The following is an 18,153-nucleotide window of genomic DNA, read 5'->3' as shown; positions in this document are numbered from 1 at the left end:
CCATCCTACTTCCAACTCCAAGGAAAGCCTGAAATGACGACAGCCGCAGACATCATGAAGCAGATCAGGGACAACGACGTGAAGTTCGTCGACCTGCGCTTCACCGACCCCAAGGGCAAGCTCCACCATGTGACGATGGACATAGCCGAGGTCGAGGAAGACATGTTCGCCGACGGCGTCATGTTCGACGGCTCCTCCATCGCGGGCTGGAAGGCGATCAACGAGTCCGACATGGTGCTGATGCCGGACACGGAGTCCGTCCACATGGACCCGTTCTTCGCGCAGTCCACCATGGTCATCCTGTGCGACATCCTCGACCCGGTCTCGGGCGAGGCCTATAACCGCGATCCGCGCGGCACCGCCAAGAAGGCGGAAGCCTACATGAAGGCGGAAGGCATCGGCGACACGATCTTTGTCGGCCCGGAGGCCGAGTTCTTCGTCTTCGACGACGTCAAGTACAAGGCCGACCCGTACAACACCGGCTTCAAGCTCGACTCGACCGAACTGCCCTCCAACGACGACACCGACTACGAGACCGGCAATCTGGGTCATCGTCCCCGCGTGAAGGGCGGCTATTTCCCCGTGCCGCCGATCGATTCCTGCCAGGACATGCGCTCCGAGATGCTGACCGTTCTCTCGGAAATGGGCGTGCGGGTGGAAAAGCATCACCACGAGGTGGCGGCCGCGCAGCACGAACTCGGCATCAAGTTCGACACGCTGGTGCGCAACGCCGACAAGATGCAGGTCTACAAGTATGTCGTGCATCAGGTCGCCAACGCCTACGGCAAGACGGCGACCTTCATGCCGAAGCCGATCTTCGGCGACAACGGCTCGGGCATGCACGTCCACATGTCGATCTGGAAGGGCGACAAGCCGACCTTCGCCGGCAACGAATATGCGGGCCTGTCGGAAAGCTGCCTCTATTTCATCGGCGGCGTCATCAAGCACGCCAAGGCCATCAACGCCTTCACCAACCCGCTGACCAACTCCTACAAGCGGCTGGTGCCGGGTTATGAGGCGCCGGTTCTGCTGGCCTATTCGGCCCGCAACCGTTCGGCTTCGTGCCGCATCCCGTTCGGCTCCTCGCCGAAGTCGAAGCGCCTCGAAGTGCGCTTCCCCGATCCGGGCGCGAACCCCTATCTCGCCTTCGCCGCGCTGCTGATGGCCGGCCTCGACGGCATCAAGAACAAGATCCACCCCGGCCAGCCGATGGACAAGGATCTCTACGACCTGCCGCCGAAGGAGCTGAAGAAGATCCCGACCGTTTCGGGCTCGCTGCGCGAGGCGCTGCAGAACCTCGACAAGGACCGCGGCTTCCTCAAGGCCGGCGGCGTGTTCGACGACGACCAGATCGATTCCTTCATCGAACTGAAGATGGCCGAGGTGATGCGCTTCGAAATGACGCCGCATCCGATCGAGTACGACATGTACTATTCGGTCTAATTATCTGGACCAAAAGAAAAACCCCGGCGCCTGCGCCGGGGTTTTTTTTCGTTCGCGATGATGCGGAATCAGCTCGCCGCCTTCCTGCGGCGCTCGTAGAACATGGCCAGCGTTTCGGCCATCAGAGCCGGCTTCTCGCTGCCTTCGATCTCGATCTCGTTGGCGAACTTCATGAGATATTGCGCCGGGCCCTTGTCCTCGATGGAAACCAGCCTGGCGCGCAGCCTGACGCGGGCGCCGGCCTTCACCGGCGCAAGGAAGCGCACGCGGTCCAGCCCGTAATTGAACACCGCCTGCGTGTTCTCGGGCACGACGTTCATCTGCTGGCTGAGGCCGCCGATGAGCGACAGGCTGAGATAGCCATGCGCGATGGTGGTGCGAAACGGGCTCTGCCGCCTCGCCCGCTCCGGATCGACATGGAGCCATTGATGGTCCTCGGTGCAATCGGCGAAACTGTCTATGCGGGCCTGGTCGACGAGAACCCATTCCGACACACCCAATTCCTGGCCGATCATGGCCCTGAGCTGTTCGAAGGTCGGTGGTGGTGGCTTGTCCATCCCGCTTTCCCGCTCCCTATCCCGTCGCTACGAACCCTAAACGGTCGATCCCGCCGATTCGTTCAACGCCGTTCACAGGAATAGAGCCGTCCCGCGCAGGGTCAACCACCAAGCGTCAGGCGTTCGACGCAATAGAGCGCCAATCCGGCGAGGCCGCCGATCAGCATGCCGTTGAAACGGATATATTGCAGGTCGCGGCCGATGTTTATCTCGATCAACCGGGTCAGCTGGGCAAGATCCCAGCGCTTCACCTGGTCGGCGATGAATTTGGAGACGCCGCTCTTCTGGCTTTCGACGAAGGCCGAAAGCGCCACCACGAAGCCCTGGTTCATGTCCGCCCTGAGTTCCGCGTCTTGCGCCAGGTGGCGGCCGGCTTCCACGAACATCGAGGCAAGATGGGCCCGGATGGCCGAATCGGGCTGGGCGGCATCCTGTTCGATGAACTGCCCGAGACTGTCCCACATGCCGCGGGCAAATTCGCGGATCTCGGGGCGGGCCAGCAGCCCGCGCTTCACCTGCTCGGCACGGCGGGCATAGGCTTTCGAGGTCTTGAGCCCTTCCACGAAGCCGGCGACGAAGTGGTCGAATTCCTTGCGCAGCGGATGGTCGGGATCGGCGCCGGCCTCCTCCAGAAGCGCGCCGGCGGAATTCACGATCTTCCTGAGCAGATAAGCATCGGCCCGGAACAGATTGAAAAGCGACGGCAATTCCTCGCGTATCTTTTCCCGCAACACCGCGAGCGCCTGTTCGTCGTTGAGGAAGCGGCCGAAAACCTTGAGCAACTGGTCGAACAGCCGCTGGTGCCGGCGGTCGTCGGTGAAGGCCGAGAGCATTTCCGCCGCCAGCGGAGCCACCTCGATCCTGCCCAGCTGATCGATCATGCGGGCCGCGATGAAATCGCGCAGGCCGGACTGGCCGATCGCCGCCATGGCCTGCGGAACCAGCGGCGCCACGAAGCGCGACAGGCCCTCGGCGCGACGCCCGTCGGCCAGCCAGTCGGCGACTAGGGCGGCGAAGTCCACCTCCTCCAGTTTCTCGCGCACCGGACCGGGCGCCAGGAAATTGGCCTCGATGAAGCGGCCGAGGTTATCTGCGATGCGGTTCTGGTTCTCGGGGATGATCGCCGTATGCGGGATGGGCAGGCCGAGCGGACGGCGAAACAGCGCCACCACCGCATACCAGTCGGCCAGCCCGCCGATGGTGGCGGCTTCGGCGAAGGCCGCCACGAAGCCGAGCCAGGGATGGCGCGCCTGCAGCGACTTGGCCGCGACGAACACGACGACGCACAGCGCCAGCGCGGCCGTGGCGATGAATTTCGTGCGGCGCAGGGCGGCAAGCTTCGCGGCAGGGTCGCTTGCGGCCGGCATCGTGGCGGTCTGCGATTGCATCATCGGTCCTACATCGGTGCGCGCGAACCTTAGAGCAAGACGAACCGGAATGGGATCGTCCTGCGTTTGACGTCCGCCGGCAAAAAGAAGGGTCGCATTTCCGAAAAGAATGTCGAATAAGGATGCCGCTTCACCGGAGACTGCCTGATGGCGAACAGCACCATCGACAATGCCTTCACGACCCGCGCCCGCACCGGCGCGTCGTTCGAGCCGACCTATTCCGGCGCGCTGTCCTTCATGCGCCGCCGCTTCAGCAAGGACGTGAAGGGCGCTGACGCTGTGGTCTGGGGCATACCGTTCGACGCGGCCGTCACCAACCGGCCGGGCGCGCGCTTCGGGCCTCAGGCCATCCGGCGCGCGTCGGTGATCCTGGACAACGACCCGCAATATCCGTTCTCGCGCGACCTGTTCGAGAAACTGTCGGTGGTGGACTATGGCGACTGCCTGCTCGACAGCGGCAACCACAACAAGACGCCCGGCACCATCGAGCGCGAGGCGGCGAAAATCCTCAAGTCCGGCGCCTTCCTGCTTTCGCTCGGCGGCGACCACTTCGTCACCTATCCGCTGCTGAAAGCCCACGCCGCCCTTCACGGCCCGCTGGCGCTGGTGCAGTTCGACGCCCACCAGGACACCTGGCCGGATGACGGCAAGCGCATAGACCACGGCTCCTTCGTCACTCGCGCGGTCAAGGAAGGGATCATCGATCCGGACCGCTCGATCCAGATCGGCATCCGCACCCATGCGCCCGAAACCTGCGGCATCAAGATCCTTTATGGCCATGAAGTCGAGGAGATGCGCATTTCCGACATCGCCTACGCCATCGTGGACCGCACGGGCGGCCGGAAAACCTATCTGACTTTCGATATCGACTGCCTCGACCCGGCCTTCGCGCCGGGCACCGGCACGCCGGTCGCTGGCGGCCCCTCCTCGGCCAAGATCCTGTCGGTGTTGCGCCAACTCACCCAGGTCGACATCGTCGGCGCCGACGTGGTGGAGGTTGCGCCGCCCTACGACCATGCCGATATTACCGCCATCGCGGCATCGACGGTGGCCATGCACTATCTGGGCCTTCTGGCCGAGCGCAAGGCGCGCCAGGAGGAAGGCAACGCAAATCACGGCGCCGACATCTGACGGCGCATTCAGGACGAGCAGGCAATGAAACCGAAAATCTTCATCGACGGCGAACACGGCACGACCGGTCTCCAGATCAGGTCGCTGCTGGCCGACCGCAACGACATCGAGATCATTTCGGTGCCGACCGAGCGGCGCAAGGAAACCGCCGCCCGCGCCGAATTCCTCAACGCGGCCGATGTCGCGATCCTGTGCCTGCCCGACGACGCCGCCCGCGAGAGCGTGGCCCTGATCTCCAACGACACAACGCGCGTCATAGACGCCTCGACTGCGCACCGTGTGGCGGACGGGTGGGACTATGGCTTCGCCGAACTGGACCGCGAGCAGCCTAAGAAGATCGCGGCCGCCAAACGCGTCGCCAATCCCGGCTGCTGGCCGCAGGGGCCGATCGCGACGCTGAGGCCGCTGATTACGGCCGGGCTGGTGCCGGCGGACTACCCCGTCACGGTGAACGGCATTTCCGGCTATTCCGGCGGCGGCCGCTCGATGATCGAGGACTACGAGGCCAAGGGCGAGGACGCGCCGGAATTCCTGCCCTACGGCCTTTCGCTTCAGCACAAGCACGTGCCGGAACTGCGCACCTATGCGGGGCTTTCGCGCGACCCGATCATGCAGCCGGCGGTCGGCAATTTCGCGCAGGGCATGATTACCGTCGTGCCCCTGCAACTCGGCGGCCTGGAGCGCGTGCCGAGCGGCGCCGAGCTTCATGCGACGATCGCTGATCATTTCGCCGCGATCCCCGGCAGCGTGGTGGAAGTGGCGCCCTTCGAGGCGGCCGAACGCCTGCCCGACCTCCAGCCGGAGCAGTACAACGGCACCAACCGCATGAAGGTCTACGTCTTCGCCAACGACAAGCGGGCGCAGGCGCTGCTTGTCGCCGTCTACGACAATCTCGGCAAGGGCGCCTCGGGCGCGGCGGTGCAGAACCTCGACCTGATGCTCGGCCTCGGTTCTTGAACGAAACGCTGCCGTTTCCCGGCCGGTGGGGCCTCACCGACGCGAAACTGATCGCCGAAACCTTCTCCAGCCGCATCTTCAAGGTGCGGCTGCCCGACGGCACGCCCGCCGTGGTGAATCACCTCAAGCCTTTCGACGATGTCGAGGACGAGTTGCGCGGCGCACATCTGCTGGCCTGGCGGTGCGGCGAGGGTCTGGTGCGGTTGCTCGAGATCGAGGGCAGCAGCATGCTGCTCGAATATGCCGGCGACACCATGCTTTCGCATGCGCTGGAGCAAGACGGCGACCGCGCCGCCACCGAAATCGCGGCCGGGGTGATGGCAAGGCTGCATTCGCCGTCCAGCCGCCCTGCCCCGCCGGATCTCCAGCCGCTGAGACAGCGTTTCGCCGACCTGTTCAGGAAGGCCGAAGGCCAAGCCGGGCGGCGCAGTCCTTATGTGCAGGCGGCGGCAGTCGCCGAACGGCTGCTCTCGGACCAGCGGGACGTGAAACCGCTGCATGGCGACCTGCATCACGAAAACATCATGCACGGGCCGCGCGGCTGGCTGGCCATAGACCCCAAGGGCGTGCTGGGCGATCCCGCCTTCGACGCGGAGCGCATCGCCGGCATGGCGGAGGTGTTTGCGCGCACGCTCGGCCAATCGCCGCGCCGTATCCTCGACCACGTAGTCGCCTATGGCTGCCTCTCCGCCGCCTGGCACGCGGGCGACGGCAACGACAAGGATGAAAACCGGGAACTTGCCGTGGCGGCTGCCGTCGGCAAGGTGCGCGACCTCAGCTTCTGACGGCGAAGTCCTGCTGCAAGGGATAGGCACCCTTGGTGCCGCGCCAATGGGCCGTGGCGAAGATCAGCACCAATATGGCCACGAACTGGTGGGTCAGCGCCACGTCGAGCGGCGCCTGCATCAACAAGGTGCCGACACCGATCGCGGCCTGGACAAGGACCAGCCCCAGCAGCACCCAGGCGCGGCGGGCATGGGTGGAGCCCGGCTGCGCCCGCGACGTCGCAATAGCGTGCCAGAGCGTGACCAGGAGGACCGTGTAGGCGAACATGCGGTGGATGAACTGCACCGTCTTCGGGTTTTCGAACAGGTTGCGCCATGCCGGCTCGATGACGAAGAGATCGCCGGGGATGACGGCCCCGTCCATCAGCGGCCAGGTGTTGTAGGTCAGGCCGGCGTGGAGCCCGGCAACCAGCCCGCCGAGATAGATCTGCACCAGCACCATCAGCACCAACAGGCCGGCGAAGCGCTGCACGCTCCGGACCGCGGGCCCTTGCGAATAGGTCGCCAGCGCCCGCGCAATATAGGCCACGGCCACGATGATGATGCAGGCCATGGTGAGATGCGTGGCGAGCCGGTACTGGCTGACCGAGACGCGCTCCACCAGGCCGGAAGCCACCATCCACCAGCCGACGGCCCCTTGCAGGCCGCCGAGCGCCAGCAGGCCGATCAGCCGCGGCTTCAGCCCCCGCTCCAGCCGTCCGGTCAGCCAGAAGAACAGGAGCGGGATGGCGACCAGGAAGCCGACGCCGCGCGCCAGCATGCGGTGCGTCCATTCCCACCAGAAGATGCCCTTGAACTCCTGCAGGGTCATGTCCTTGTTGACCTGCTGGTATTGCGGGATCTGCTGGTACTTGGTGAATTCCTCCTGCCATTCGGCCTCGTTCAGCGGCGGGATGACGCCGTGGATCGGCTGCCATTCGGTGATCGACAGGCCCGAACCGGTCATGCGCGTGGCGCCGCCGACCATGACCAGCGCCACCAGCACCACCAGCACCAGATACAGCCAGCCGCGCACCAGCGCGCGGTTGCGCAACCGTTCGCTGTCGATGGAAGCGGTGGCGGTCTCGGCGATGGCGACCATGGGCATGTTCCCGGTTCTCGAAAATCTTCGCGCGCGATGTCGACTGAAATGCGAATGTCGAATTCATCCGGCTAGGTGGACCATGGCGCCGATGCTGGCAAGGCTGGGCGGCGCGGCACGCCGTCGCGCCGAACCGGGATAGTACCGCTTCCAGAGACAGGCGTCATGGTCTAAGAGGCAGCGCGAAAGGATGCGCCCATGCCCATGCGCCTGAAGAAGCTGATCGGAACCGTGCTGCTGGTGGCGCTGGTCATCGTCTACGCCATCGTGGCGACCCTGGTGGCGGTGGCGCGGCTTTCCGAATCCGGGCCGCTGGTGCACCTCGCCTTCTTCGTCATCAGCGGGCTGTTGTGGGTGCTGCCGGCCATGGCCATCATAAAATGGCTGCTGATTGAGCCGAAGCCGAAGGGCTGATCGGCTTCGACGCGCCACAACGCTTAAAACCGGCCTGAGGCGCGTGATCTTTCGTTCACTTTTTGCGCCTAGCCTTGCCCGGCGCAATTTGCGCGCGCGCCACCAAGGCGGAAGGTCCAGAGGCAGGATGGGCGACGCGGCCGCGTCATTCGAAGGCAGTGGTGTCTTGACCACCATCGCGACGCCGCGCGCGGCGCCGGCGTCCGCCATGGCCGCCGCCGTTTCGGCGGCGACGCCGCAGGTCCTCGATGCCTATGCCGGATTCTGCGGCACGGCGCTCCATGCCCCGCCGCAAGGCGCGGCCTGGGTTCGGCATTGGGTCGATGCGGTGCGGCCCGACGCGGTGATCGCGACTTTGGAGACGGGCGGCCGGCCCGCCCTCGCATTGGCGCTGGAGGTCGAACGCGCCGGCCCGTTTCGCATCGCCCGCTTCATGGGCGGGCGCCATGCCAACGGCAATTTCGCGCCGGCGGACGCCGACTGGCTGGCCAATGTGGAATGCTCCCACGTCCGCACCCTGTTCGAAGCGATCGGCAAGGCGCGGCCGGATGTGGATCTCATCGCGCTGCAGCGACTGCTGCCCGAGATGGACGGGTCCAGAAATCCGTTCGCCACCATGCCGGGCTTCGCCAGCCCGAACATCTCGCTGGCCGTCGATCTCGCCGGAGGCTTCGACGCCGTGCTGGCCCGGACCAGCGGCAAACGCAAACGCAAGAAGAACCGCTCGCAGCGACGCAAGTTCGAGGCGGCCGGAGGTTTCCGCCGCATCAGGGCCGGCAGCACGGAGGAGGTCCGCGCCCTGCTCGACACCTTCTTCGCCATGAAGGAGGCCCGGTTCCGCCGCATGGGCATCGCCAACGTGTTCAGCGAGCAGCCGGTGCGGGACTTCTTCCGGGCGCTGTTCGCCGGCGCGCTCGACCAGAAGGAGCCGCCCTTCGTTCTGCACGGGCTCGAAGTCGGTGGAAAGCTGCGCGCGGTGACGGGATCGAGCCGCTGCGGCAACCGGCTGATCTGCGAATTCGGTTCCATCTCCGAGGACGAACTGGCCGGCGCGAGCCCGGGCGATTTCCTGTTCTTCGCCAATATCGAGGAAGCCTGCGCCGAAGGCCTGCAAGTCTATGATTTTTCCGTCGGCGACGAGCCTTACAAGCGGCAATGGTGCGACCTCGAAACCCAGCACCGCGACGTGCTGGTGCCGCTGACGGCGAAAGGCCGCGCCCTCGCCTTTATGCTGCAGAAAAACGCGCAACTGACGTCGTTCGTGAAGAACAGCCCCGCCGTCTGGAAACTCACCAAGCGGCTGCGCCGCAGGACGGCCGGAGAGCCTTCCGACGAATAGCGTCGAAAGGCCCACCAAACGCGTTGGCACTCAGACGCTGGACGCGCCGGCAACCGGCGTCGACCTGCCCGGCACCGGCGTCAGCGGAGGCCGGTAGCCGGCGGGCGTCACCAAGGTCAGGTCGGGATAGCCGTTGCGGATCAGCTCGACGGCGGCGTCCGCCACCTCGTCCTGCGCCTCGATCATGCTGACGAAGACTTCCGTTCCGTCCGCGACCAGACGGCTGATGCCGTCGGCGCCGGCCGGCCCGCACTCGACCACGACCACGTCATAGGCCGCCGACAGCGACTGCATGATGATCGGCAGCCGGTCGGCGGCGCGCATGGCCTTGACCGGATCGGCCGTGCCGACCGGTATGACGTGACAATCCGAATAGTGATCCGAATGGATGATGTCGCTGAACTGGGCCTCCGACGCCAAAAGGTTGGTGATGCCCGGCAAGACCTTGTCGTCCAGCATCGGGCGCGAGGCCGCCCCGGAAGACGACATGTCGAGCAGGATCACGCGCAGGCCCGCATCCGAGACCTCGCGGGCCACCAGAACGGAACTGGCGGCCGCTTCGTCGCCTTCGGGCGAAACGAAGATGGCGCGCGAAGCTCCGCTGGCGATCACCTTCTCGGCGGCCTTTTCGATGCCGATCTGGCCAAGCTCGCCGGGTGTCTGATCCTCGGCGGCTTTCCCAGTCTCGGGCGCAGCCTCGGGTTCGGAACGTTCCGCCAATGCGGCGGCTTCCACCGGCTCGATTTCCTTTTCCTGCGCGGGATGGACTTCGCCTCGATCCCATTCCTCCACGACATCGCGCTCCTCCGCCATCGGCTCCGGCAGGGGCGAAACGATCGGCGAAAGGGACGATGCCGGCACGGCCGTTTCCTCGGCCGCCTTGACCGGCGCTTCTTCCTCGACCGGCGTTTCCTCCGCCATTGCCGGACGGGGAGCGGGCATGGCCACTTCCGCGACCGGTTCGGGACGGCTGCCGGCAGCCGGGCGCAAGGCGCGGCCGGAAAACAGTTCCTGCAGCAGCGTGACCACCGACATGAGCAGCAGGGAAGCGACGAAGGCGGCGCCGGCGATCGGCGCGATCTTGGGGAAATACGGTTCGACCGGCGTCACGGCTCGGGAGAAGACGCGGGCATCGACGGGCAGATAGTTGCGATCCTCCCGCGACGAGGCCTCGCGATAGCGCGTCATATAGGTTTCAAGCAGTTGGCGCTGCGCGTTCGCCTCGCGCTCCAAAGCGTTCAGCTCCACCTGCTGCTCGCCGGCCCGCGCGGACTGCGCCTTCAGCCGGTTGAGGTCGGCGACGAGCTGGTTCTCGCGCGCCTGCGCGGTTTCCGCTTCGGTGGTGAGGCTCGCCAGCACCTTGCGGGCTTCGTCGCGGATCTGGCGATCCAGGTCGGATAGCTGGGAGCGCAGCGCACGTATGCGCGGATGGTTGTCGAGCAGCGTCGTGGAGAGATCGGCGATCTCGGACTTCAGCTGCACCTGACGCTCGCGCAGGCGCTGGATCAGGCTGGACGACAGCACGTTCGGCAGGGCATCCAGCGAGCCGCCGCCCTGAAGCACCTTGCGCATGCTCTGCGCCGTCGCCTCGGCAGCGGCGCGACTTGCGCGAACGCGCGAAAGCTCGCTCGACATTTCGGAGAGCTGCTGCGTTGCCAGCACGGAATTGTTCTGGCCGACGAGGAGGTCCGACTGGGCCCGGTAGGCGGCGACCTTCGCCTCGGCCTCCTTGACCCGGTTCGAGAGGTCCGCGATCTCCGGCGCCAGCCAGTCGGTGGCTTCGGAATTGGACTCCTGCTTCGCCCCGCGCTGGACGGCGATATAGGCGTCGGCGATGGCGTTGGGGATTTCCGCGGCGAGCTTCGGGTCCTGCGAGGAGAATTCGATGACGATGACGCGCGACTTGTCCACGCGATAGACATTGAGCTTCTCGCGCATCTTGGTCAGGACGCGATCTTCCCGCGCCATCTCGTTGGGGTCGCTCCTCAATCCCACGAGAACCAGGAAACGGCCGATGGCCGACATGCCGGCGGCGCTATCGAATTCGGGGCGGCTGGCCAGATCGAATTTCTGGGCGACCTGCTTGAGGATGTCGGTGGACGAGATCAGCTCGACCTGGCTCGTGACCCCCTCCTCGTCGAGGATGGGTCGATCGCTGTCCGCGCCGGCGCTCGGACGCGTGAATATGGATTCGCGCGTTTCGATCAGCAGCCGCGTCTCCGCCTTGTAGAGCGGCTTGGCCAGCCATGCGCCGACCAGCGCAAGGGCGGTAACGACCAGCGCGACGACGAGAATGCGCCACCAGTTCCTCGCCAATGAAGCGAAGAGCTGCCTCAGATCGACATCGAGGTCCGCTACCGTTGATTGTGCACCCGACATGCTTCGTGCTCCCAGACTGGGCCGAGCGCACCGTAAACAATCATGGTAACCCAGTGGTTAAGAAGGGCCAAATCCACTCCGGCCCGACAAGGCGCGGCGCGGCGGACGGCGCGCTTTTACCGAGCATTAACCCTAACAGGATGATAACGGGCGCGTTCCTAATGCCTGCCGACATGGCGGGCAAGTCGAGGGTGCAGGTCCGGCCATGAAAAGCTTTGCTCCGCTGTTTTGCGCTGCGCTTGCGGTTTCGCTTGTGGCCGGCTGCTCCAGCTACAAGCCGGCACCCGCCGCCTTCCACGAGGTCCTGGAACAGCCTTACCGGCTGGGCGCCGGCGACCGGATCCGCGTGACCGTGTTCGAGCAGGAAGGCCTGACCAACACCTACAGCGTCGACCAGGCCGGCTACATCTCCTTCCCGCTGGTCGGCTCGGTGCCGGCGCGCGGCCATACCGCAAAGCAGCTCGAAGGCGAGATCGCTGCCAAGTTGCGCAAGGGCTACCTGCGCGATCCGGACGTCTCGGTGGAGATCGACCGCTACAGGCCGATCTTCGTTATGGGCGAAGTGGGTGCGGCAGGGCAATATTCCTATGTGCCGGGCCTCACGGTGCAGAAGGCGGTGGCGATCGCCGGCGGCTACTCGCCGCGCGCCAACCAGGAAAGCGTCGACATAACGCGCGACATCAACGGCAAGGTCATCACCGGCCGCGTGCAGACGTCCGACCCGCTGCTGCCGGGCGACACCGTATACGTCCGCGAACGCCTGTTCTGACGACGTGACGGGGCTGCGCATCGTCCACTGCTTTCGCTCGCCGGTGGGAGGCATCTTCCGCCATGTGCGCGATCTCACCGACGCGCAGGTGGCGCAGGGACATTCGGTCGGCATCGTCTGCGACTCCACCACCGGGGGGACCTTCGAGGACCGCCTGTTCGACGCCATGCTGCCCAAGCTGGCGCTTGGAATCCATCGCACGCCGATGCAGAGGCACATAGGACCGGGAGACGCGGCTTCGGCGCTGCGGACCTTCCGGATCATCAAGGAATTGAAGCCGGACGTGCTCCATGGGCACGGCGCCAAGGGCGGCACCTATGCGCGCCTGTTCGGCTCACTGCTGCGGGTTTCAAGGTTTCGCGTGGCCCGCCTCTATTCGCCGCATGGCGGCAGCCTGCACTATGACGAGCGCACCGTGACGGGGAAGCTGTTCTTCTCCATCGAACTGGCCATGGCGCGCTTCACCGATTGCCTGCTGTTCGTGTCGGACTACGAACGGCGGGCCTATCGCCGCAAGATCGGCGAGCCGCCCATTCCCAACACGCTCGTCTACAACGGCCTGCTGGCAACCGAGTTCGAACCCGTTCCAGCCGCCGCGGGCGCGGCGGACCTGCTCTATATCGGCATGATGCGGGACCTCAAAGGTCCCGATATTTTCATCAACGCGCTGGTCGTGGCCGAATCGCGGCTTGGCCGCCCCCTCGCCGCCGTCATGATCGGCGCGGGCGACGACCTGCCCCGCTATCGGCTCCAGGTGGAACGGCTGGGGCTGAGCGGGCGCGTGCGCTTCCTGCCGCCCACGCCCGCGCGCGAGGCGTTCTCGCTTGCCCGTCTCGTCGTGGTGCCTTCGCGTGCCGAAGCGATGCCGTATATCGTGCTTGAGGCGCTTTCGGCCGGCAAGCCGATGATCGCCACCGCCGTCGGCGGCATACCGGAAATCTTCGGCAGCGGCTCCCCTGCCCTCACGCGTCCCGATCCGGACGAGATCGGAAGCCGGATCGCGACGGCCATGGCGGACCTCGACGCCTATGCCCGACTGATGCCGGACGGCGCCAGCCTGAAGGCCAGGTTCGGCGCCGACGTCATGGCGGCCGAAATCGAGCGCGCCTATTTCTCGGCCTTGCGCAAGTAGTTCGATAGCGCAATTGTAGCCTATCCGCCCGGGCAAGGGGAAAGCCCTTTCAAAGCCATCGGTTGCCTCAAGCCTTTCTTAGCGAACTGCTGATATTCACGCGGGGGAAGCTCACGGACATCGACATGACGGAAATGGACCCCGCACATCGTTTTTCGGTGGATGCGATCCGCAAATTCGAGGCACCCAAGGACAAGCCGCATCCGGACGGCATGAACGAGGTGGCCCGCCAGGTCGCCGCGCAATATCGGCGCGACACCATGTCGGCGAATATGGTCGGCGGCGTCGTGCGGCTGGCCGAATTCGCGCTGTTGTTCGTTTCCGGCATGGCCGTCTACTGCTTCTATATCGGCTTCTTCACCCATATGGCCTGGCAGTACCCGCTCGTCATTGCCACGGCATCGGTGCTCGCCGTCGTGCTCCTGGAACTGGCGGACTGCTACAAGGTCGCGGCGCTGATGCGCCCGCTCGCCAATTTCGGCCGCGTCCTGCTGGTCTGGGCGGCCACGTTCGCGCTGATGGCGCTGGCGGCCTTCCTGATGAAGATATCGAAGGACTATTCGCGGATGCTCTTCGGCATCTGGTTCGTGGCCGGCTTCGCACTGATCTTCGGTTTCAGGCTCGTGCTGTCGCGGCTGATCAGGCGCTGGGCGCGCGACGGACGCATGGAACGGCGCGCCGTCATCGTCGGCGGCGGCCAGGCGGCCGAAACGCTGATCCGCGCGGTCGAGAAGCAGCCCTACAACGACATCCGCATCTGCGGCATCTTCGACGACCGCGACGACCGCCGCTCGCCGCCGCTGGTGGCCGGCTATCCCAAGCTCGGCACCGTCTCGGAACTGATCGAGTTCGCGCGGATCGCGTGGATCGACATGCTGATCGTGTCGCTGCCGATCACGGCCGAGAAGCGTGTGCTGCAACTCCTGAAGAAGCTGTGGGTGCTGCCGGTCGACATCCGTCTGTCCGCACATTCCAGCCAGTTGCAGTTCCGCCCCCGCTCCTATTCCTTCATCGGCTCGGTGCCGATGCTCGACATCTTCGACAAGCCGATCAACGACTGGGATTCGGTCGCCAAGCGCGCCTTCGACATCGTCTTCAGCCTGCTGGCCATCGTGCTCTTTTCGCCGGTCATGCTGGTCACCGCCGTCGCGATCAAGCTCGATTCCAAGGGGCCCGTGCTGTTCAAGCAGAAGCGGCACGGCTTCAACAACGAGGTGATCGAGGTCTACAAGTTCCGCTCCATGTATGCGGACCAGTCGGACCCGAGCGCGAAGAAGACGGTGACCAGGAACGACCCGCGCGTCACCCGCGTCGGACGCTTCATCCGCAAGACCTCCATCGACGAACTGCCGCAATTCTTCAATTCGCTGTTCGGCTCGCTGTCGCTGGTCGGCCCGCGCCCGCACGCGATCGCCGCCCAGTCGCACAATCTGCTCTACAACGAGGTGGTGGACGGCTATTTCGCCCGCCATCGCGTCAAGCCCGGCGTCACCGGCTGGGCGCAGATCAACGGCTGGCGCGGCGAGATGGACACCAACGAGAAGATAAGGATGCGGACGGAATACGACCTGTTCTACATCGAGAACTGGTCGTTGCTGTTCGACCTGAAAATCCTGCTGCTGACGCCGATACGGCTGCTCAACACGGAAAACGCCTATTGAGCGCGGCCGCGCACGAACTGCCGCGCGAGGCGGTCAACGCCAAGCTGGTCTCGCTGATCGCTTCCGGCGCGATCGTGCTGGGCATCCTCATGTCCGGCTTCGTGCAGCGCGAGCCGACGCCCTACGACATCTATATGGTCGGGCTGATCAGCGTGTGGGCGCTTTTCGGCCTGCGCATCTCGCGCTGCGTCGCGCCGCTTCTGGTGCTGCTGGTGCTTTTCAACATCGGCGGCCTGATCGCGATGACGCAGATGGCGGACCTGATGGACACGCCCTTCTATCTGGCCGTGTCGTTCTTCCTCGCGCTGACAGCCGTGTTCTACGCGGCCGTCACCGAGGCGCGCCCGCAATTCTATCGCCTGATCCTCAACGCCTATGTGGTATCGGCAGTGGTCACGTCCCTGTTCGGCATCGCCGGCTACTTCAACCTTTTTCCGGGCGCCGAGGTGTTCACGCGCTACGGGCGGGCCGCCGGCGTGTTCAAGGACCCGAACGTGTTCGGCCCGTTCCTGGTGCTGCCCGGCATCTATCTGCTGCACCGGCTGATGACCGGCCCCGCCCTGCGCATGCCGCTGGTCGCAGTTCCCCTGCTCGCCATCATGGCCGGCATCTTCCTGTCGTTCTCGCGCGGCGCGTGGGGACTGTTCGGTGCCTCCGCAATCCTGCTCACCGGCACATTGTTCCTGCAGAGCCTGAGCGGCAAATTCCGGCTGCGCATCGTGCTGATGACCATCGTGGCCGTGACGCTGCTCCTGCTGGCGTTCATCGCGATCCTGCAAATCCCGGGCGTCGAGGACATGCTGACGAACCGCGCCAAGCTGGCGCAGGACTACGATTCCGCCCGCCTCGGCCGCTTTGCCCGCTACGCGATCGGCTTCCAGCTCGCGCTGGAGAAGCCGCTCGGCATCGGACCGCTGGTGTTCGGCCAGATCTATGGCGAGGACACGCACGACATCTGGCTGAAGGCGCTGATGGACTATGGCTGGCTCGGCTTCGTGTCGTATCTGACGCTGACGCTATGGACGCTTGCCGCCGGCTTTCGCCTGCTGCTGCGGGACCGGCCGTGGCAGCCCTATATACTATGCGCCTATGTGGTCTATGTCGGCCATATCGGGCTCGGCACCTTCATCGACATCGACCACTGGCGCCACGTCTATCTCCTGCTCGGCCTGATCTGGGGAGGCATCGCGCTGGAGCACCGCTACCAGCGCGAGCGACGCCCTGCTTCGCCCGATGACGATTTCCGCGCCCTGACGGCGGCCCCGAATTCCGGAGCCGCCGGAGCGCTCCCAGCCACTCAGTAGCCGATCGCAGCACCGGCCACGGCCCGGCTGTCGATGGCGCCGTAATAATGGGCGCCGGCGCCGGACTGGATTTCCTTCAGGTTCTTGCCGCCGACGAGGATGCCGGCCGCCTCTCCCCAGATCGTCCAGTCCGGATCGATGCCGACATTGTAGCCCATGCCGGCCAGCAGCCTTTGCGTATCGGGCGACAGTGCGTAAGGCTCCATGTAGACCTTGTCCGGCAACCATTGATGGTGGATGCGCGGCGCGTCGATCGCCTCCTGCAGATCCATGCCGTGGTCGATGACGTTCATGATGGCTTCGAGCGTGATGGTGATGATGCGCGAGCCGCCGGGGCTGCCGATCACCATGAACGGCTTGCCGTCCTTCGAAACGATGGTCGGGCTCATCGACGACAGCGGCGACTTGCGCGGGGCGATGGCATTGGCCTCGCCCTGCACCAGCCCGTAGAGGTTCGGCACGCCGGGCTTGATGGTGAAATCGTCCATCTCGTTGTTGAGCAGGATGCCGGTGCCCTCGGCCACCTTGCCGATACCGAAGGAGCCGTTCAGCGTATAGGTGACGGCGACCGCGTTGCCGTCCTTGTCGATGATCGAATAATGCGTGGTTTCCGTCGATTCAGGCCCGCCATTGACCTTCAGGTCCTTGCTGACGCCGGCCCGGTACGGATCGATGCGGGAACGGATTTCCTCGGCATAGGCCTTGCTGGTCAGCTTCGTCACCGGGTTGTCGACGAAATCGGGATCGCCTAGCGCGGTATTGCGGTCGACATAGGCGTGGCGCATCGCCTCCACCATCAGACGCACCGTCTCGGCCGAGCCATAGCCTAGATAGGAGACCGGGTAGCCCTCCAGGACGTTGAGGATCTCGCAGATGATCAGCCCGCCCGAGGACGGCGGCGGCGAGGAGACGATATCGTAGCCGCGATAGGTGCACTCCACAGGCTTCAGTTCGCGCACCTTGTATTGCTCGAAATCCTCCTTGGCCAATATGCCGCCATTGTCCTTGCTGGCCTTCACGATCAGGTCCGCGATCTCGCCCTTGTAGAAGGCATCCGTGCCCTTCTCGGAAATCTCGGTGAGCGACTTCGCCAGATCGGCCTGCACCAGCGTGGCGCCCATCGACAGGGGCTTGCCGTCGTTGAGGAAAATCTTCGAAGCCGCTGGGTCCTTCGCCAGCATGTCGTTGCCCTCGGCGAAGGAGGCGATATCGCCCTGCTCGAGCACGAAACCGTCCTTCGCCAGCCTGATCGCAGGCGCCAGCAGTTCCTCGCGTTTCTTGGAACCGTATTTCTCGCGCGCCGTCTCGAAGCCGGCGACGGAGCCCGGAACGCCGACCGCCAGATAGCCGTCCGTGCTGGCGCCGGGGACCGGCTTGCCGTCCTTGTCCAGATACATGGTCTTGGTGGCGGCGAGCGGTGCGCGCTCGCGGAAATCGAGGAACGTCGTCTTGCCGTCCTTCAGGCGGATGGTCATGAAGCCGCCGCCGCCGAGATTGCCCGCGGTGGGGTAGACCACGGCCAGCGCATAGCCGACCGCCACAGCCGCATCGACGGCGTTGCCGCCGCTTTTGAGCACGTCCACGCCGACCTGCGAGGCCAGGTGCTGGGCTGTCACCACCATGCCGTTCTCGCCCTCCACCGGCGCGCGGGAGGCCGCGGAAGCCGGAGCCAACGGCGCCGCGCAGAGCCAAAGCGCGGCGACAAGCGGCAGGTATTTCGGTCTGAAATGCTGCATGACGTCCCTCCTCCATTCGAAGGGCAGGACCGCGCCACCGGCAAATCCTGCCCGATCTCCGTCACTTTGGCATGGAA

The 18,153-nt window shown here is 65.2% G+C and carries 15 protein-coding genes; 10 read left to right on the top strand and 5 right to left on the bottom strand.

Annotated elements, in window-relative coordinates; all coding sequences use genetic code 11:
- Positions 1 to 33: 33 nt before the first annotated feature.
- A complete protein-coding gene (gene glnA / locus QU595_RS06030) occupies positions 34 to 1,443 on the top strand; it encodes a type I glutamate--ammonia ligase (RefSeq protein WP_315919768.1) in 1,410 nt (469 codons plus the stop codon).
- Between the two features lie 68 nt (positions 1,444 to 1,511).
- Here glnA and QU595_RS06025 read toward each other — a convergent pair whose 3' ends face one another.
- On the bottom strand, positions 1,512 to 2,000 hold the full coding sequence (locus QU595_RS06025) for a MaoC family dehydratase (RefSeq protein WP_315919767.1): 489 nt from the start codon (positions 1,998 to 2,000) through the stop codon (positions 1,512 to 1,514).
- A gap of 101 nt (positions 2,001 to 2,101) precedes the next feature.
- On the bottom strand, positions 2,102 to 3,391 hold the full coding sequence (locus QU595_RS06020; protein WP_410000480.1) for a DUF445 domain-containing protein: 1,290 nt from the start codon (positions 3,389 to 3,391) through the stop codon (positions 2,102 to 2,104).
- Between the two features lie 144 nt (positions 3,392 to 3,535).
- Between QU595_RS06020 and speB the strand changes: the two genes are divergently transcribed.
- The 3 genes from speB to QU595_RS06005 are packed head-to-tail and all read left to right on the top strand — an operon-like array spanning position 3,536 to position 6,261.
- Complete coding sequence (gene speB / locus QU595_RS06015; protein WP_315919765.1) at positions 3,536 to 4,519, top strand: agmatinase; 984 nt, start codon at positions 3,536 to 3,538, stop codon at positions 4,517 to 4,519.
- Between the two features lie 24 nt (positions 4,520 to 4,543).
- On the top strand, positions 4,544 to 5,476 hold the full coding sequence (gene argC, locus QU595_RS06010) for an N-acetyl-gamma-glutamyl-phosphate reductase (protein WP_315919764.1): 933 nt from the start codon (positions 4,544 to 4,546) through the stop codon (positions 5,474 to 5,476).
- A gap of 8 nt (positions 5,477 to 5,484) precedes the next feature.
- Positions 5,485 to 6,261 (top strand): aminoglycoside phosphotransferase family protein, encoded by a 777-nt coding sequence (locus QU595_RS06005; RefSeq protein ID WP_410000496.1) that lies wholly within the window; start codon positions 5,485 to 5,487, stop codon positions 6,259 to 6,261.
- Here the strand turns inward: QU595_RS06005 and QU595_RS06000 are convergent.
- Positions 6,251 to 7,342 (bottom strand): COX15/CtaA family protein, encoded by a 1,092-nt coding sequence (locus QU595_RS06000; protein WP_315919762.1) that lies wholly within the window; start codon positions 7,340 to 7,342, stop codon positions 6,251 to 6,253. The two genes, QU595_RS06005 and QU595_RS06000, sit on opposite strands and share 11 nt — an antisense overlap.
- A gap of 198 nt (positions 7,343 to 7,540) precedes the next feature.
- On the opposite strand from QU595_RS06000, the gene QU595_RS05995 reads away from it, so the two are divergent.
- Together QU595_RS05995 and QU595_RS05990 are read left to right on the top strand one after the other, a co-directional pair.
- Positions 7,541 to 7,756 (top strand): DUF2842 domain-containing protein, encoded by a 216-nt coding sequence (locus QU595_RS05995; RefSeq protein ID WP_315919761.1) that lies wholly within the window; start codon positions 7,541 to 7,543, stop codon positions 7,754 to 7,756.
- 127 nt (positions 7,757 to 7,883) lie between these two features.
- Positions 7,884 to 9,095 carry a GNAT family N-acetyltransferase gene (locus QU595_RS05990; RefSeq protein WP_315919760.1) on the top strand — a complete coding sequence of 404 codons (1,212 nt, stop codon included), beginning with the start codon at positions 7,884 to 7,886 and terminating at the stop codon, positions 9,093 to 9,095.
- A 30-nt stretch (positions 9,096 to 9,125) separates the two neighbouring features.
- Here QU595_RS05990 and QU595_RS05985 read toward each other — a convergent pair whose 3' ends face one another.
- Positions 9,126 to 11,474 (bottom strand): exopolysaccharide transport family protein, encoded by a 2,349-nt coding sequence (locus QU595_RS05985; protein ID WP_315919759.1) that lies wholly within the window; start codon positions 11,472 to 11,474, stop codon positions 9,126 to 9,128.
- A gap of 205 nt (positions 11,475 to 11,679) precedes the next feature.
- Here QU595_RS05985 and QU595_RS05980 point away from each other — a divergent pair, with 205 nt between their 5' ends.
- The 4 genes from QU595_RS05980 to QU595_RS05965 all read left to right on the top strand — a co-directional run bounded on the left by QU595_RS05980 (position 11,680) and on the right by QU595_RS05965 (position 16,340).
- Positions 11,680 to 12,243 (top strand): polysaccharide biosynthesis/export family protein, encoded by a 564-nt coding sequence (locus QU595_RS05980; RefSeq protein ID WP_315919758.1) that lies wholly within the window; start codon positions 11,680 to 11,682, stop codon positions 12,241 to 12,243.
- 13 nt (positions 12,244 to 12,256) lie between these two features.
- Positions 12,257 to 13,375, top strand: a complete 1,119-nt coding sequence (locus QU595_RS05975) for a glycosyltransferase family 4 protein (protein WP_315920731.1) — start codon at positions 12,257 to 12,259, stop codon at positions 13,373 to 13,375.
- Between the two features lie 125 nt (positions 13,376 to 13,500).
- Positions 13,501 to 15,036 (top strand): undecaprenyl-phosphate glucose phosphotransferase, encoded by a 1,536-nt coding sequence (locus QU595_RS05970; RefSeq protein ID WP_315919757.1) that lies wholly within the window; start codon positions 13,501 to 13,503, stop codon positions 15,034 to 15,036.
- On the top strand, positions 15,033 to 16,340 hold the full coding sequence (locus QU595_RS05965) for an O-antigen ligase family protein (RefSeq protein WP_315919756.1): 1,308 nt from the start codon (positions 15,033 to 15,035) through the stop codon (positions 16,338 to 16,340). The genes QU595_RS05970 and QU595_RS05965 overlap by 4 nt, the downstream gene beginning before the upstream one ends.
- On the opposite strand, the gene ggt is transcribed toward QU595_RS05965, so the two are convergent.
- Entirely contained in the window at positions 16,334 to 18,076 is a 1,743-nt protein-coding gene (gene ggt, locus QU595_RS05960; protein WP_315919755.1) for a gamma-glutamyltransferase, read from the bottom strand. The two genes, QU595_RS05965 and ggt, sit on opposite strands and share 7 nt — an antisense overlap.
- Positions 18,077 to 18,153: the final 77 nt, after the last annotated feature.

The sequence above is a fragment of the Mesorhizobium sp. SP-1A genome (assembly GCF_032460275.1).
Taxonomy (GTDB): domain Bacteria; phylum Pseudomonadota; class Alphaproteobacteria; order Rhizobiales; family Rhizobiaceae; genus Mesorhizobium.
The sequence above is the reverse complement of the archived record's forward strand: the minus strand, read 5'-3'. Positions and strand labels throughout refer to the sequence as shown.